This is a genomic window from Sphingomonas kyungheensis (assembly GCF_037120395.1).
GTDB lineage: Bacteria > Pseudomonadota > Alphaproteobacteria > Sphingomonadales > Sphingomonadaceae > Sphingomonas > Sphingomonas kyungheensis.
Genome location: NZ_JBBBDM010000003.1, coordinates 433830 through 449068 on the forward strand (window position 1 = coordinate 433830; position 15239 = coordinate 449068).

12 protein-coding genes are annotated in these 15239 nt (G+C 67.8%); 7 read left to right on the top strand and 5 right to left on the bottom strand.

Features of this window, described 5'->3' with window-relative positions; genetic code table 11:
• Nucleotides 1-158 precede the first annotated feature (158 nt).
• The 4 genes from V8201_RS09810 to V8201_RS09825 are packed head-to-tail and all read right to left on the bottom strand — an operon-like array spanning nucleotide 159 to nucleotide 4826.
• The gene (locus V8201_RS09810) at nucleotides 159-1580 is read right to left on the bottom strand and encodes a pyruvate dehydrogenase complex E1 component subunit beta (RefSeq protein WP_037536254.1); all 1422 of its coding nucleotides are present in this window, start codon (nucleotides 1578-1580) and stop codon (nucleotides 159-161) included.
• A 1-nt stretch (nucleotide 1581) separates the two neighbouring features.
• Entirely contained in the window at nucleotides 1582-2622 is a 1041-nt protein-coding gene (gene pdhA / locus V8201_RS09815; RefSeq protein ID WP_037536253.1) for a pyruvate dehydrogenase (acetyl-transferring) E1 component subunit alpha, read from the bottom strand.
• 35 nt (nucleotides 2623-2657) lie between these two features.
• Nucleotides 2658-3113: a MerR family transcriptional regulator gene (locus V8201_RS09820; RefSeq protein WP_051583669.1), complete on the bottom strand. Its 456-nt coding sequence runs from the start codon at nucleotides 3111-3113 to the stop codon at nucleotides 2658-2660.
• Between the two features lie 12 nt (nucleotides 3114-3125).
• The gene (locus V8201_RS09825) at nucleotides 3126-4826 is read right to left on the bottom strand and encodes a long-chain-fatty-acid--CoA ligase (RefSeq protein ID WP_336545167.1); all 1701 of its coding nucleotides are present in this window, start codon (nucleotides 4824-4826) and stop codon (nucleotides 3126-3128) included.
• Between the two features lie 122 nt (nucleotides 4827-4948).
• On the opposite strand from V8201_RS09825, the gene V8201_RS09830 reads away from it, so the two are divergent.
• From V8201_RS09830 to paoC, 7 genes are all read left to right on the top strand, one after another.
• Nucleotides 4949-6085, top strand: a complete 1137-nt coding sequence (locus V8201_RS09830) for a thiolase family protein (protein WP_336545168.1) — start codon at nucleotides 4949-4951, stop codon at nucleotides 6083-6085.
• Nucleotides 6085-8403, top strand: coding sequence for a 3-hydroxyacyl-CoA dehydrogenase/enoyl-CoA hydratase family protein (locus V8201_RS09835; protein WP_336545169.1), 2319 nt, complete (start codon nucleotides 6085-6087; stop codon nucleotides 8401-8403). Before V8201_RS09830 ends, V8201_RS09835 begins: the two co-directional genes overlap by 1 nt.
• A gap of 552 nt (nucleotides 8404-8955) precedes the next feature.
• Nucleotides 8956-9366, top strand: coding sequence for a DUF2147 domain-containing protein (locus V8201_RS09840; RefSeq protein ID WP_037536467.1), 411 nt, complete (start codon nucleotides 8956-8958; stop codon nucleotides 9364-9366).
• 65 nt (nucleotides 9367-9431) lie between these two features.
• Complete coding sequence (locus V8201_RS09845; RefSeq protein ID WP_336545170.1) at nucleotides 9432-10727, top strand: OmpP1/FadL family transporter; 1296 nt, start codon at nucleotides 9432-9434, stop codon at nucleotides 10725-10727.
• A gap of 135 nt (nucleotides 10728-10862) precedes the next feature.
• Nucleotides 10863-11498 carry an aldehyde dehydrogenase iron-sulfur subunit PaoA gene (paoA, locus tag V8201_RS09850; RefSeq protein WP_037536245.1) on the top strand — a complete coding sequence of 212 codons (636 nt, stop codon included), beginning with the start codon at nucleotides 10863-10865 and terminating at the stop codon, nucleotides 11496-11498.
• Nucleotides 11495-12451: an FAD binding domain-containing protein gene (locus V8201_RS09855; protein ID WP_271298866.1), complete on the top strand. Its 957-nt coding sequence runs from the start codon at nucleotides 11495-11497 to the stop codon at nucleotides 12449-12451. Before paoA ends, V8201_RS09855 begins: the two co-directional genes overlap by 4 nt.
• Entirely contained in the window at nucleotides 12448-14667 is a 2220-nt protein-coding gene (gene paoC / locus V8201_RS09860; protein ID WP_037536242.1) for an aldehyde oxidoreductase molybdenum-binding subunit PaoC, read from the top strand. The genes V8201_RS09855 and paoC overlap by 4 nt, the downstream gene beginning before the upstream one ends.
• 56 nt (nucleotides 14668-14723) lie before the next feature.
• On the opposite strand, the gene V8201_RS09865 is transcribed toward paoC, so the two are convergent.
• Entirely contained in the window at nucleotides 14724-15143 is a 420-nt protein-coding gene (locus V8201_RS09865) for a hypothetical protein (protein ID WP_271298867.1), read from the bottom strand.
• Nucleotides 15144-15239 lie beyond the last annotated feature (96 nt).

Sequence of the window (15239 nt, forward strand, 5' to 3'; positions counted from 1 at the left end):
GCTTGAGCAACGGCTCACGCAACCGGACACGTCACCGTCCGAGTGATCCAACGGCTTTTGCCACCAACGCCCTACTTCTCAGGCGAAAGCATCGGCGAGCCGCCCCCCCCCCCCCGCCGGAAAACGCCCCCTCCCGCAAGGGAGAGGGGGCGCCTGTCTCAGACGATCTTCTTCACCGTGGCGACGACGCGCCGGGCGTCGATCAGCGCCTTTTTCTCGAGATTGGCGGCATAAGGCAGCGGCACGTCCTCGTTGGTGACGCGCAGCACCGGCGCGTCGAGATCGTCGAACGCCTCTTCCATCACGATCGCGGTGATCTCCGACGCGATCGAGCAGGTCGGCCAGCCTTCCTCGACCACCACCAGGCGATTGGTCTTGGCGAGGCTGTTCAGCACCGTCTGCTTGTCGAGCGGGCGCAGCGTGCGCAGGTCGATGACCTCCGCCTCGATCCCCTCGCCCGCCAGCGTCTCGGCGGCTTCGAGCGCGAGGCCGACGCCGATCGAATAGCTGACCAGGGTGACGTGCTTGCCCTCGCGCATGATCCGCGCCTTGCCGATCGGCAGGACGTAATCGTCGAGCTTGGGGACTTCGAACGAGCGGCCGTACATCAGCTCGTTCTCGAGGAAGACGACCGGATCTTCCGACCGGATCGCCGCCTTGAGCAGGCCCTTGGCGTCCGCCGCGTCATAGGGCGCGATGACGATCAGGCCGGGGACGCTGGCATACCAGGGCGCATAATTCTGGCTGTGCTGCGCGCCGACGCGGCTCGCCGCACCGTTGGGGCCGCGGAAGACGATCGGGCAGCGCATCTGGCCGCCCGACATATAGTTGGTCTTGGCCGCCGAATTGATGATGTGATCGATCGCCTGCATGGCGAAGTTGAACGTCATGAACTCGATGATCGGCTTGAGCCCGCCCATCGCCGCACCGGTGCCGACGCCGGCAAAGCCATATTCGGTGATCGGCGTGTCGATGACGCGGCGGTCGCCGAACTCGTCGAGCAGGCCCTGCGTCACCTTGTACGCACCCTGATATTGCGCGACCTCCTCGCCCATCACGAAGACGCGGTCGTCCTTGCGCATCTCTTCCGCCATCGCGTCGCGCAGCGCTTCGCGGACGGTGGTGCGGACCATTTCGGTGCCGGCGGGGATCTCGGGATCGCGCCTGCCGTCGTTGCTCGCCGCATCGAACAGCTGGCGCGCGCCCGTCTCAACCTTCTCCTGCGCCGGGTGCGCCGAATCCTCGACCTTGTCGGCCGGCTTCTGCTCGTCCGCCTGGGCGTCGCCCTTGGCGCTGTCGTCCTTGGTGGCGGGGGCGGCGACCGAATCGGCGCTCTCGCCCTCTTCGAGCAGCAAGGCGATGACGTCGCCGACCTTCACATTGTCGGTGCCCTCGGCGATGACGATCTTGCCGATCGTCCCTTCGTCGACCGCCTCGAACTCCATCGTCGCCTTGTCGGTCTCGATCTCGGCCATGATGTCGCCGGACTTGACGCTGTCACCCTCTTTCACGAGCCATTTGGCGAGCGTGCCTTCCTCCATCGTCGGGGAGAGCGCGGGCATCTTGATCTCGATCGCCATCTCAGTACGTCTCCACCAGCACGTCGGTATAGAGTTCGGCCTCATCGGGCTCGGGCGTGCTCTCGGCGAAATCGGCGGCTTCGTTCACGGTCTTGCGGATCTCTTGTTCGATGGTCTTGAGGTCGGCCTCGCCCACCCCTTGCGCTTCGAGCAGCTTCTTGACGTGCTCGATCGGATCGGACTTGTCGCGCACCCCCTGCACCTCCTCGCGGCTGCGATATTTGGCGGGGTCGGACATGGAATGGCCGCGATAGCGATAGGTCTTCATCTCGAGGATGACCGGCCCCTTGCCGGCGCGCACCCAGGCGAGCGCCTCCTCGGCGGCACCGCGGCAGGCGAGCACGTCCATGCCGTCGACCTGGATGCCGGGGATGCGGAAGCTCTCGCCGCGGCGATACAGCTGGTCCTCGGCCGAGGCGCGGTTGACGCTGGTGCCCATGGCATACTGGTTGTTCTCGATCACGAAGATGATCGGCAGCTTCCACAGCTCGGCCATGTTGAAGCTCTCGTACACCTGGCCCTGGTTGGCCGCACCGTCGCCGAAATAGGCAAGGCAGACGCCGCCGTCGTTGCTGTACTTGTGGCCAAAGGCGAGGCCGGTGCCGAGGCTGACCTGCGCGCCGACGATGCCGTGGCCGCCGTAGAACTTATGTTCGGTCGAGAACATGTGCATCGAACCGCCCTTGCCGCGGCTGATGCCGGCGGCACGGCCGGTCAGCTCGGCCATGATCACCTTGGGGTCGATGCCGTAGGCGAGCATATGGCCGTGATCGCGATAGCCGGTGATCACCGAATCCTTCTCGCCGTCGAGCGCCGACTGGAGGCCGACCGCAACCGCTTCCTGGCCGATGTAGAGGTGGCAGAAACCGCCGATGAAGCCGAGACCATAAAGCTGGCCCGCCTTCTCCTCGAACCGGCGGATCAGCAGCATGTGCTTGTAGAAGTCGAGCAATTGCTCCTTCGTCGCCTCGAACGGCTTGGGATCGGCGGGGCGCTCGCGATTGGTGAGCGGTACGGCGGGAGGAGCAGGCGATTTGGCCACGGATTACCTCAACGGTCCTGGGGATGTGGCGCTGCCTATAGGCCTCCTTCCGCCCGAACATCAATTCCCTGGGTCGCGATGGTGCGTGACGAAAGCTTGCCGCCCGGATCATGGGCATGGACGCGGGCGAGCGCCTCGCCTTCCAGCTTGGCGAGATCGGCGAGCGTCTGGTCGAGCGTGTCGCGCTGCTGCTCCAGCTCGGTGATCCGCTGGCGGACGCGTTCGGCCAGCGCGCGCATCTGTTCGAGATGCTGCGGGTCGGCATCGTAGAGGTCGAGGAATTCGGCGATGTCGGTCAGCGAAAAGCCGAGCCGCTTGCCGCGCAGGATCAGCTGCATCCGCGCGACCTCGCGGCGGCGATAGACGCGCGTCGTCCCGATGCGGGACGGTTCGATCAATCCCTTGTCCTCGTAGAAGCGCAGGGTGCGCGGGGTGACGCCGAGCATGTCGGCCACCTCCTGAATCCCCTGCAGCTCGCCGCCGTCGTGCATAGACTCCCCCAATCAGCCGGCGTGCTGTGCCGCCTTGGCCTCTTCCTCGGCGACGAGCTCTTTTTTGGAAAGCTTGCCGATCAAGGTCTTGGGCAGAGTGTCGCGGATTTCCACCTCGCGGGGAAGCTCGATCTTGCTGATCTTGTCGCGCAGGAAATCGCGCAAGGCCGCGCCGGTGACGGCGGGATCGCTGACCACGACGAACGCCTTGGGGCTCTGGCCGCGATGCGGATCGGCGACGCCGATCACCACCGCCTCGACCACCGCGGGATGTTCGTAGAGCGCCTCCTCGATGACGCGCGGATAGACGTTGTAGCCGCCGCACAGGATCATGTCCTTGATCCGGTCGACGATGAACAGATAGCCGTCGGCGTCGAGATAGCCGACGTCGCCGGTGCGCAGGCTGCCGTCGGCGAAGGCGGCCTGCGTCTCGGCGGGCTTGTGCCAATAGCCGCTCATCACCTGCGGGCCGCGCGCGCAGATCTCGCCCTTCTCGCCCGCCGGCATGATCCGCGTCGGATCCTCGCGGTCGCGAATCTCGATCGTCGTGCCCGGAAAGGGCAGACCGGCCGAGCCTTCCTTGTTGACGCCCACGAACGGATTGCAGGTGATGATCGGCGAGGCTTCGGACAGGCCATATCCCTCGACCAGCTTGGCGCCGGTATGCGCCTCGAACGCATGGCGCACCTCGACCGGCAGCGGCGCACCGCCCGAGATGCAGACCTTGATCGCCGAAAGATCGGGCCGCTCGCCGGCGGGCAGGTTGGCGAGTGCGTTGTAGATCGTCGGCACCGCCGGAAAATAGGTCGGCCGGGTACGCTTGAGCGTCGCCAGCAGCTGCTTGAGCTCGAAGCGCGGCAACAGGATCATCTCCGCCGCGACCAGCGTCGAGAAGGTCAGCACGTTGGTCAGCGCGAAGACGTGGAACAGCGGCAGCACGCCGAGCACGCGGTCCTGCTCGGGCACCTCGCCGCCGCAATGGACCAGCATTGCGTCGGTGTTGGCGACGATATTGGCGTGGCTGAGCATCGCCGCCTTGGGCACGCCGGTGGTGCCGCCGGTATATTGCAGCACCGCCACCTCATGCGGATCGACCGCGACGGCGCGCGACGTACCGCCCTTCGCCATGAAGGCGCGGTAATAGAGATGCTGCGCGCTCGCCGGAGCGTGGCCGATCTCCTTGCGCTTGACCAGCTTGTAGCCGAACCGCTTGAGCCCGGGCAGCACGTCGGCGATCGGGCAGGTGATGACGTGGCGGAGGCCGGTCTCGCCGGCGACCTTGAGGACGCGCGCCTGGATTTCGGCGATGTCGCAGGTGACGATGATCTTCGCGCCGGAATCCTCGATCAGATGGGTGAGCTCGCGCTCGACGTAGAGCGGGTTGACGTTGACGACGATGCCGCCCGCCTTGAGCGTCGCGAAGAAGAACACCGGATAATAGGGCGTGTTGGGCAGGCACAGCGCGACCCGCGTCCCCTTGACGACGCCGAGCGCCTGCAGCGCCGCCGCGGCCCGCTCGACATCGGCGCCCAGCGCGCCCCAGCTGGTGATCCGCCCCATGAAGTCGACCGCGGGCCGACCGGGGAAGCGCTGCACCGACCGGTCGAGCAGGTCGCCGAGCAGGCGGGGTTGGGCGGTGAGCGGCGCGCCATGGCGGATCGCCAGCGAAGGGGTCTGCGATGCGCTCGACTCTCGGCTCGCGGTGTCGCTCATCCGTCTATCCTCTCATCTTCTGTCCCGAGCATATTGTCCGCTCGCGTCACTTGACGTAATGGGAAGGTATCGCACCTATACGGCATCCCGCAAGTCTCGGATGCCTGCAAAGAGAGGATTCCATGACCAACGTCGTCATCGCCGGTTATGCGCGCTCGCCCTTCCACCTCGCCGGCAAGGGCGCGCTCGCCCGCGTCCGCCCCGACGATCTCGCCGCGCAGACGATTCGCGGGCTGATCGAGAAGACCGGCGTCGATGCGGCGGCGATCGAGGACATCATCCTCGGCTGCGCCTTTCCGGAGGGCGAACAGGGCCTCAACGTCGCGCGGCTGATCGGCCTGCTCGCCGATCTGCCGCTGTCGGTCGGCGGCATGACGGTCAACCGCTTCTGCGGATCGTCGATGAGCGCGATCCATATCGCCATGGGCCAGATCCAGATCGGCGCGGGCGAGGCGTTCATCTGCGCCGGCCTCGAGTCGATGAGCCGCATTCCGATGGGCGGCTACAACCCCCTGCCCAACCCGGCGCTCGCCAAGGCCAAGCCCGGCGCGTATATGGGCATGGGCGAAACCGCGGAGAACGTCGCGACCAAATATCAGATCACCCGCGGCGAGCAGGATGCCTTTGCGGTGAAGAGCCAGCAGAAGGCCGCCGCGGCGCGCACCGACGGCCGCCTTGCCGACGAGATCGTGCCGATCACCACCAAGGCGGGCACGGTCAGCGAGGACGGCACGATCCGCCCCGACACCAATGTCGAGGCGCTCGGCGCGCTCAAGCCCGCGTTCAGCCAGGATGGATCGGTGACCGCCGGCACCTCGTCGCCGCTGACCGACGGCGCCTCGGCCGTGCTCGTCACGTCGGAGGACTTTGCGGTCAAGCACGGCCTCAAGATCCTCGCCCGGATCAAGGCGGTCGGCGTATCGGGGATCGAGCCCGAGACGATGGGCCTCGGCCCGATCAGCGCCTCGCGCAAGGCGCTGGAGCGGGCGGGCGTTGCCGTCGCCGACCTCGACGTGGTCGAGATCAACGAGGCCTTCGCCAGCCAGGCGATCGCCTGCATCCGCGACCTCGGCCTCAAGGACGAGACGGTCAACAAGGACGGCGGGGCGATTGCGATCGGCCATCCGCTCGGCGCGACCGGCGCGCGTATCGTCGGCAAGGCGGCGGCGCTGCTCGAGCGCGAGGGCGGCCGCTATGCGCTCGCCACCCAATGTATCGGTGGCGGCCAGGGCATCGCCACGGTGCTGGAGCGCGCATGATGACTGACGCCATTCGCAAAGTGTGCGTAATCGGCGCCGGCGTGATGGGCGCCGGCATCGCCGCGCAGGTCGCCAATGCCGGCGTGCCGGTGCTGCTGCTCGACATTCCGGCCAGGGACGGCGACGATCGCGACGCGGTCGCCAAGGGCGCGGTGGCGAAGATGCTCAAGACCGACCCCGCGCCGTTCATGTCGAATGCCGCGGCGAAGCTGGTCGAGACGGGCAATATCGACGACCACCTCGCCCGCGTCGCCGAATGCGACTGGATCGTCGAGGCGATCGTCGAGCGGCTCGACATCAAGCAGTCGCTCTACGCCAAGCTGGAAACGCTCAAGCGCCCCGGCACCGCCGTCTCGTCGAACACCTCGACCATTCCGCTCGGCGCGCTGGTCGACGGGCGCTCGGACCAGTTCAAGGCCGATTTCCTCATCACCCACTTCTTCAATCCGCCGCGCTACATGCGGCTGATCGAGATCGTCCGCGGCGCGCAGACCGATGCGACGGTGGCGGGACGGGTCGAGGATTTCGTCGATCGCTTCATGGGCAAGCGCATCGTCCGCGCCAAGGACACGCCGGGCTTCATCGCCAACCGCATCGGCACCTATTGGCTCGCCGTCGCGATCAATGCGGCGATGGATCAGGGCCTGACCGTCGAAGAGGCGGACCAGATTGGCGGCCGGCCGATGGGCGTACCCAAGACCGGTATCTTCGGGCTGGTCGACCTGGTCGGCGTCGATCTGATGCCGTTGCTGTCGAAGAGCCTGTCGTCGACGCTGCCGCAGGGCGACCCCTATTTCGAGACGGTGCGGCCGATGCCGCTGGTCGACAGGATGATCGCCGAGGGCTTCACCGGCCGCAAGGGCAAGGGCGGCTTCTACCGCTTCGACAAGGCGACGCGCACCAAGCTCGCGCTCGACCTTGCCACCGGTGACTATCGCGAGGGGATCAAGCCCGCCGCCTTGCCGCCCAAGGCCGAGAAGGATCTCGCCGCGCTGATCGCGACGCCCGGCAAGGTCGGCGACTATGCCTGGGAGGTGCTCGGCAAGACGCTCGCTTATGCGGCGATGCTCGTCGGGGAGGCTGCCGACGATATCGTCGCGATCGATGATGCGATGAAACTCGGCTACAATTGGAAGTTCGGGCCATTCGAGCTGATCGACCGGATCGGCGCCGCGCCCTTTGCCGCGCGGCTGCGCGACGCGGGCCGCGACGTGCCGGCGATCCTCGACGTCGCGGGCGAGCGCAGCTTCTACCGCGTCGTCGACGGCAAGCGCCAGTTCCTCAGCCGCGACGGCGACTATGCCGATGTGGTGCGCTGCGACGGCGTGATGTTGCTCGAGGATATCAAGCTCGGCGCCGAACCGGTGCTGCGCAATGCCTCGGCCGCGCTCTGGGATATCGGCGACGGCGTCGCGGCGCTCGAATTCACCACCAAGATGAACGCGCTCGACGGCGAGATCATGGCGCTGATCCAGCAGGCGATTCCGATTGTCGCAGAGCGGTTCAAGGCGCTGGTGATCTACAACGAAGGGTCGAACTTCTCGGCGGGCGCCAATCTCGGCATGGCGATGTTCGCGGTCGCCGCCGGCATGTGGGGCGAGATCGAAAAGCTCGTCGCCGGCGGTCAGCAGGCAATGAAGGCGCTGAAATATGCCCCCTTCCCCGTCGTCGCCGCGCCCGCGGGCATGGCGCTCGGCGGCGGCTGCGAGGTGGTGCTCCACGCCGATGCGGTGCAGGCGCATGCCGAAAGCTATATCGGCCTGGTCGAATGCGGCGTCGGCCTGTTGCCCGGCTGGGGCGGCAATGGCGAATTGCTCGATCGGCTCGCGCATGCGCCGATGCTGCCCAAGGGGCCGATGCCCGCGGTCGCCAAGGCGTTCGAGACGATCTCGACCGCGCAGGTCTCCAAGTCGGCGGCGCTCGCCAAGGAGATGCTGCTGCTGCGGCCGAACGACGGCATCACGATGAACCGCGACCGGCTGCTCGCCGACGCCAAGGCCAAGGCGCTGTCGCTGGTCGCGGGCTATGCGCCGCCCGAGCAGCCGACGTTCCGCCTGCCCGGCGAAAGCGGTCAGGTCGGCATCGCCGGCGTGGTCGACGGCTTCCACAAGAAGGGGGTGGCGACCGACTATGACGTCGTCGTCTCGGCCCGGCTGGCGCGCGTCCTGACCGGTGGCGACGCCGATCTGGTCGACATCGTCGGCGAGGATGACCTGCTCGCGCTCGAGCGCGAAGGGTTCATGGAGGCGGTGCGCGATCCCCGGACGCAGGCGCGCATCCAGCAGATGCTGACGACGGGGAAGCCGCTGCGCAACTGAGCCGTCGCGCTGTCGTGGTTCGGCGGTCCTGATGATCGGTCGGGGCTTCCGCAAACCAACCGACCGTCCTGCTGGGGACGGTCGGGCAACCGCGTCGTCGCGAGGCTTGCTCCAGCCGGCTCCTGGCCTGCGTGAATCGGTGCGCCAGCCCCACGGTGCCCCGGCGCAGGCAGCGCCCGGTTTTCTCATCGCAACCGGCCGCCGGCCTGCTTGGCCGCTGGGTTCGAGCCCGCGCGGGAAGACTGGCGTCTTGCGGATGGCCCCCTTTGCGGACGCCCCACCACCCCCGAGTCGCACGCCGCCACGCCGCGATTCGGCCATTCGTGGCACCGCTGCCGCACCCGCCGGACAATCGGCGTGGCGGCGCTTGACTTGCCCCGGCAGCGGGTTAACCGGGCCGCAGCTTGCCGTATACGGCATCTGCTTAGCCATTAGGTCATCGTTCATCTTTACGCGGTGATGATGACGGGGCGACCGTACGGATACGGCGTCCGACCAGTGCAAGACCGATGCGCGCGGTGGACCGCGGGCATCATGGAGAGGAGAATGACCATGTCCCTGCTGTTGCTCGGTGCCCTGCTCGCCGCGGCGCCAGACCCCGGTGCGGAGGCCGCGATCGGCCGCTGGAAGACCGAGACGCGCGGCGGCATCGTCGAGATCCAGCGCTGCGGCGCATCGATCTGCGGCCGCATCGTCACGTCGGAGCTGCTGCGTACCCAGCCCGACCTCAAGGACAGCAAGAACCCCGATCCGGCGCAGCGTAACCGCCCGCTCAAGGGCCTGCTGATCCTCAGCGGCTTCACCGCCAGCGGCAACGCCTGGACCGGCGGATCGATCTACAAGGCCGACGACGGCAAGACCTATAAGGCGACGGTGACGCCGCTCACCGCCGACACGCTCAAGGTGCGCGGCTGCGTCTTCGTGCCGCTCTGCAAGACGCAGACCTGGACGCGCATCCGCTGATCCGGCGCCGCCCGCCGCATCCCTCGCACCAGCCCCCTTCCCATACCTTTCAGAGGAACCCCGCCATGACCTTCCGCAAAACCTCCCTGCTCGCCACCGCGGTGCTCGGCTCGTTCGGCTTCGCCACCGTCGCCCACGCGCAGGCCTTCTACCTTCAGGAACAGTCGGCACGCGGCGCCGGCCGCGCCTTCTCGGGCGAGGTCGCCGACACCGGGCCGCAGTCGCTGTGGTGGAACCCCGCCGCGATCGCCGGGATGGATCATGGCGAGGCGGCGATCAACGCGTCGGGCATCCTGCCGCGCGGCAAGGTCGTCAACAACAACACGCTGGTGCAGCGCACGCCGGCGGGTCAGTTCGCCGCGGTCGGCGGCGACCAGGTCGCGCGCAACCCGATCGACAACGGCCTGCTGCCGTCGGGCGCCGTCGCCGTGCCGTTCGGACCGGTGGCGATCGGCCTTGCCGTGACCTCGCCGTACAGCTTCACCACCGATTATGATTCGACGAGCTGGACGCGCTACAGCGCCACCCGCACCAAGCTCCAGACGATCGACATCCAGCCATCGATCGCGGTTGCGCTGACCGACTGGCTGCGGGTCGGCGGCGGCGCCAATGTCGAACATGTCTATGCCAGCCTCGGCAACGCGCTGCCCAACCTCACCACGACGACGGACGGCCGCCAGAAGCTCGAAGGCGACGGCTGGGATGTGGGCTGGACCGCCGGCGCGCAGATGCACAACGACTGGGCGACGGTCGGCGTCAGCTACAAGTCGCGGATCGAGCATACGCTGAAGGGCGACCTGCTGGTTGAAGGCCTGACCGGGCCGCTCGCCACCCGCAACACGACGATCTCGGGGGTCGAGGCGCGCTTCTACACCCCCGCGCAGGTGATCGTCGGCGCCCGCATCCGCGCCACGCCGGCGCTGACGCTCAACGGCCAGGCGGTGCGCTACAATTGGAGCAAGTTCGACGCGATCCGCCTCGGCGCGCCGCTCAATACCGCGCTGCCGGAGAATTATCGCGACAGCTACAGCCTCGCCGGTGGTGTCGATTATGAGATCTCGCCGCGCGTGACGCTGCGCGCCGGTGTCCAGCACGCCACCACGCCGACGCAGAACGGTCTGCGCGACGCGCGCGTACCCGATGCCAACCGCTGGAATTATGGCGCCGGCGGCACCTTCCAGCTGACCCCCAAGTTCGGGATCGATCTCGCCGCCAATTACGTCGACTTCAAGAATGCGTCGATCGATCGCGCGACGCAGGCCTATTCCGGCACGATCGCGCAGACCACCGTACTGACCAACGGCACGTTGCAGGATGCGCATGCCGTCGTCCTGTCGGCCGGAGCCCATATCGGCTTCTGATGGGAAATCAGGGGTTTCGCCGTCCCGGCGGCGGAACCCCGGCCCTCTTCCGGCGTAGTGAGTCGACGCGATTTTCCGTAGCTAGGCAGGGCCGTCCGGCCCTATGACGATCTGCGACAGCATCCGGGGGCCTCGATGAGCCAGAACGAAATTACCATGTCCCGCCGCGGCGTGATCGCGGGCGGGGCCGTCGGCGTCGCCGCGAGCGCGCTGCCGGCCGAAGCACAGACGCCGCCGCTCGACCAGCGTGCCGCGCCGCCGACGATGCCGGTGACGCTCAAGGTCAATGGATCGACCCACCGGCTCGATCTCGACACGCGCACCACCCTGCTCGATGCGCTGCGCGAGCATTGGAAGCTGACCGGCACCAAGAAGGGCTGCGACCACGGCCAGTGCGGCGCGTGCACGGTGCTGGTCGACGGCCGCCGGATCAACTCCTGCCTCAGCCTCGCGGTGATGCACGACGGCGATTCGATCACGACGATCGAGGGCTTGGGCAAGCCCGACGATCTCCATCCGATGCAGGCCGCCTTCATCAAGCATGACGGCTATCAGTGCGGCTATTGCACGCCCGGCCAGATCTGTTCGGCGGTGGCCGTGCTCGACGAGATCAAACGCGGCGTGCCGAGCCACGTCCAGGCCGATATCGCCACCGCGCCGGCCGTCACCGAGATGGAGATCCGCGAGCGGATGAGCGGCAACATCTGCCGCTGCGGCGCCTATTCCAACATCATCGAAGCGATGCGCGACGTCGCGGGAGCCAAGGCATGAAGGCCTTCACCTATGAGCGCGCGACCAGCCCCGCCGCCGCCGCCGCCGCGGTCGCGGCGCGTCCCGGCGCCAAGTTCATCGCCGGCGGCACCAACCTGCTCGACCTGATGAAGCTGGAGATCGAGGCGCCGGTCCATCTGGTCGACGTCAACACGCTGTCGCTCGACAAGATCGAACCGACTGACAGCGGCGGACTGCGCATCGGCGCCCTGGTCCGTAACACCGACCTCGCCGCCGACCCGCGCGTGCGCCGCGATTACGGCGTGCTGACCCGGGCGATCGTCGCGGGGGCGAGCGGCCAGTTGCGCAACAAGGCGACCACCGCGGGCAATCTGCTCCAGCGCACCCGCTGCCCCTATTTCTACGACACCAACCAGCCGTGCAACAAGCGCAAGCCCGGATCGGGCTGCGCGGCGATCGGCGGCTACAGCCGTCAGCTCGGCATCATCGGCACCAGCGACGCCTGTATCGCCACCTATCCCGGCGACATGGCGGTGGCGATGCGCGTGCTCGACGCGACAGTCGAGACGGTGCAGCCGTCGGGCGCGACACGGCGCATCCCGATCGCCGATTTCCATCGGCTGTGGGGCGATACGCCGCATATCGACACCAACCTGCAACCGGGCGAGCTGATCACCGCGGTGACCCTTCCCAAGCCGGTCGGCGGCACGCACATCTACCACAAGGTGCGCGACCGTGCGTCCTACGCCTATGCGCTCGTCTCGGTCGCCGCGATCGTCCAGCGCGACGGCAGCGGCCATGTCGCGATCGGAGGTATCGCGCCCAAGCCGTGGCGGGTCGAGGCGGCGGAAGCAGCGCTGCCGCAGGGAGCCAAGGCGGTGACGCCGCGACTGCTCGCCGGCGCACGGCCGACCAAGGACAATAGCTTCAAGGTGCCGCTGGTCGAGCGGACGCTCGCCGCGGTGCTGGCGCAAGCGAAGGACGCAGCATGAAGTTCGATACGCCCGCCGGGCAGAATCCGATCGATCAGCTCAAGGTGGTCGGCAAGCCGACCGACCGGATCGACGGCAAGTTCAAGACGACCGGCACCGCCCCCTATGCCTATGAACGCCACGACGTCGCCCCCGATGCGGCCTATGGCTATGTCGTCGGCGCCGGCATCGCCAAGGGCCGGATCGCCGGCATGGACCTCGCCGCCGCCAAGGCCGCGCCGGGCGTGCTGACGATCGTCACCGCGGACACCGCCGGCACGCTCGGCAAGGGTGACATGAACACCGCGAAGCTGCTCGGCGGCCCGGCGGTCGATCATTACCACCAGGCGATCGCTCTCGTCGTCGCCGAGACGTTCGAACAGGCGCGCGCCGCCGCGGCGCTGATCCGCGTCGATTATGCGCGCGGACAAGGCCGGTTCGACCTCGACGAGGCGCTCAAGACCGCGCCGCTCAAGGGTGACAGCAGCGGCGAGGGCAGCTCCGCCCCGCCGGTCGACCGCGTCGGCAAGTTCGAACAGGCGTTCGCCGCCGCGCCGGTGCAACTCGACGCGGTCTATGAAACGCCCGACCAGAGCCATGCGATGATGGAACCGCATGCCAGCATCGCCCGCTGGCAGGGCGACGAGCTGACGCTGTGGACCTCGAACCAGATGATCAATTGGGGCAAGGGCGACGTCGCCAAGACGCTCGGGATCCCCAAGGAGAAGGTGCGGCTGATCTCGCCCTATATCGGTGGCGGTTTCGGTGGAAAGCTGTTCGTGCGCGCCGATGCGGTGCTCGCGGCGCTCGGCGCGCGGCAGGCGGGCCGGCCGGTCAAGGTGACGCTGCAACGCCCGCTGATGATCAATAACACCACGCACCGTCCGGCGACGCGCCAGCGCATCCGGCTCGGCGCGGGGAAGGACGGCAAGCTCGTCGCCATCGCGCATGAGAGCGGTTCGGGCGATCTGCCCGGCGGCGGGCCGGAGACGGCGGTGTCGCAGACCAAATTGCTCTACGCCGGCGCCAACCGGCTGACCTCGATGCGGCTCGCCGTGCTGGACCTGCCCGAGGGCAATGCGATGCGCGCACCGGGCGAGGCGCCCGGGTTGATGGCGCTCGAAGTCGCGATGGACGAGATGGCGGAGAAGCTGGGCATGGACCCGGTGCAGTTCCGCATCATCAACGACACGCAGGTCGATCCCGAGAAGCCCAACCGCAAATTCTCGCAGCGGCAGCTGGTCGAGTGTCTGCGCCTGGGCGCCGACAAATTCGGCTGGGCGCAGCGCAGCGCGACGCCGCGGGCGAAGCGCGACGGCGCGTGGCTGGTCGGCATGGGTGTCGCCTCCGGCTTCCGCAACAACATCACGATGAAATCGGGCGCGCGGGTCGGCATCGACCGCAAGGGTCAGGTCACCGTCGCCACCGACATGACCGACATCGGCACCGGCAGCTATACGATCATCGCGCAGACCGCCGCCGAGATGATGGGCGTGCCGCTCGACAAGGTGACGGTGCTGCTCGGCGACAGCAGCTTCCCGACTGCCGCCGGATCGGGCGGCCAATGGGGCGCCAACAGCTCGACCGCCGGCGTCTATGCTGCGTGCATGAAGCTGCGCGAGGCGGTGGCGCAAAAGCTCGGCTTCAACTCGAACGACGTCAGCTTCGCCGACGGCAAGGTCCGCTCAGGGAATCGCAGCGTGCCACTGGCGCAGGCGGCGGGCACGTCGGGCCTGTCGGCGGAAGACAGTATCGAGTTCGGTGACCTGGCGAAGAAGGAACAGCAATCCACCTTCGCCGGCCATTTCGTCGAGGTCGGCGTCCACGCCTATACCGGCGAGATCCGCATCCGCCGCATGCTCGCGGTCTGCGCGGCCGGACGCATCCTCAACCCGAAGTCGGCGCGCAGCCAGGTGATCGGGGCGATGACGATGGGCGTCGGTGCGGCGCTGATGGAGGAGCTGGCGGTCGACAAGCGCTTCGGCTTCTTCGTAAACCACGATCTGGCAAGCTATGAGGTGCCGGTTCATGCCGACATCCCGCATCAGGAGGTGATCTTCCTCGACGAGGTCGATCCGATGTCGTCGCCGATGAAGGCCAAGGGTGTCGGCGAACTCGGCCTGTGCGGCGTCGGCGCGGCGATCGCCAATGCGGTGTACAACGCCAGCGGCGTGCGCGTGCGCGAATATCCGGTCACGCTCGACAAGGTGATCGCGGGCAGCGCGATGATCGCCTGAATCCGGTTCGGGGGCGGACGGCGACCGATCGCCGCCGCTCCCGACGCCGGCGGGCCCTATCGGTCGCCGTGCGTCACCCGCACCCCGGCGACGTGCAGGGGATAGTCGCGATCGTCCTCCGCCATCCAGGTCTTGCCGGCGCGATCGGTGAGATAGAAGCGGCAATAGATGCTGCGATCGTCGGCGAAGCGCAGGCAGACGCGGTCGGGGGTGATCCGATAGCGGCCGGCGGAATCGGGCTTGTCGTTATAGCGCAACTCATAGCCATCGCCGGTCGCGGCGAAATGCTCGACCGGCGGCACCGCGCCGTCTCGCGTCTGGACGCTGCCGCGCACCAGCCGTTCGAGCGCCGCGCCGCGCACCAGCGTCATCTGTTCGGCGCCACGGATCGGCACCGGCAGCCGCGGCGGCGCCGGGTCGGGCGCGGACGGGGCGCAGGCGGCGAGCAGCAGCGCGAGGATCGATATCCGCTTCATCCCTCCCCTGTGCCCGACCGCCTGCCCGAGCACAATCGGGCCGCTGCCCCGCTCTTCGGCTCGTGCTTACCCATGATCGAGTTGCACATCAGGCCG

What these genes read in the sequence shown, in the direction of transcription:
- V8201_RS09825 (WP_336545167.1), bottom strand. Translation starts at nt 4,826, where the DNA reads ATGAGCGACACCGCGAGCCGAGAGTCGAGCGCATCGCAGACCCCTTCG.
- V8201_RS09840 (WP_037536467.1), top strand. Translation starts at nt 8,956, where the DNA reads ATGTCCCTGCTGTTGCTCGGTGCCCTGCTCGCCGCGGCGCCAGACCCC.
- V8201_RS09810 (WP_037536254.1), bottom strand. Translation starts at nt 1,580, where the DNA reads ATGGCGATCGAGATCAAGATGCCCGCGCTCTCCCCGACGATGGAGGAA.
- V8201_RS09855 (WP_271298866.1), top strand. Translation starts at nt 11,495, where the DNA reads ATGAAGGCCTTCACCTATGAGCGCGCGACCAGCCCCGCCGCCGCCGCC.
- paoA (WP_037536245.1), top strand. Translation starts at nt 10,863, where the DNA reads ATGAGCCAGAACGAAATTACCATGTCCCGCCGCGGCGTGATCGCGGGC.
- V8201_RS09845 (WP_336545170.1), top strand. Translation starts at nt 9,432, where the DNA reads ATGACCTTCCGCAAAACCTCCCTGCTCGCCACCGCGGTGCTCGGCTCG.
- paoC (WP_037536242.1), top strand. Translation starts at nt 12,448, where the DNA reads ATGAAGTTCGATACGCCCGCCGGGCAGAATCCGATCGATCAGCTCAAG.
- V8201_RS09830 (WP_336545168.1), top strand. Translation starts at nt 4,949, where the DNA reads ATGACCAACGTCGTCATCGCCGGTTATGCGCGCTCGCCCTTCCACCTC.
- V8201_RS09820 (WP_051583669.1), bottom strand. Translation starts at nt 3,113, where the DNA reads ATGCACGACGGCGGCGAGCTGCAGGGGATTCAGGAGGTGGCCGACATG.
- V8201_RS09865 (WP_271298867.1), bottom strand. Translation starts at nt 15,143, where the DNA reads ATGAAGCGGATATCGATCCTCGCGCTGCTGCTCGCCGCCTGCGCCCCG.
- V8201_RS09835 (WP_336545169.1), top strand. Translation starts at nt 6,085, where the DNA reads ATGACTGACGCCATTCGCAAAGTGTGCGTAATCGGCGCCGGCGTGATG.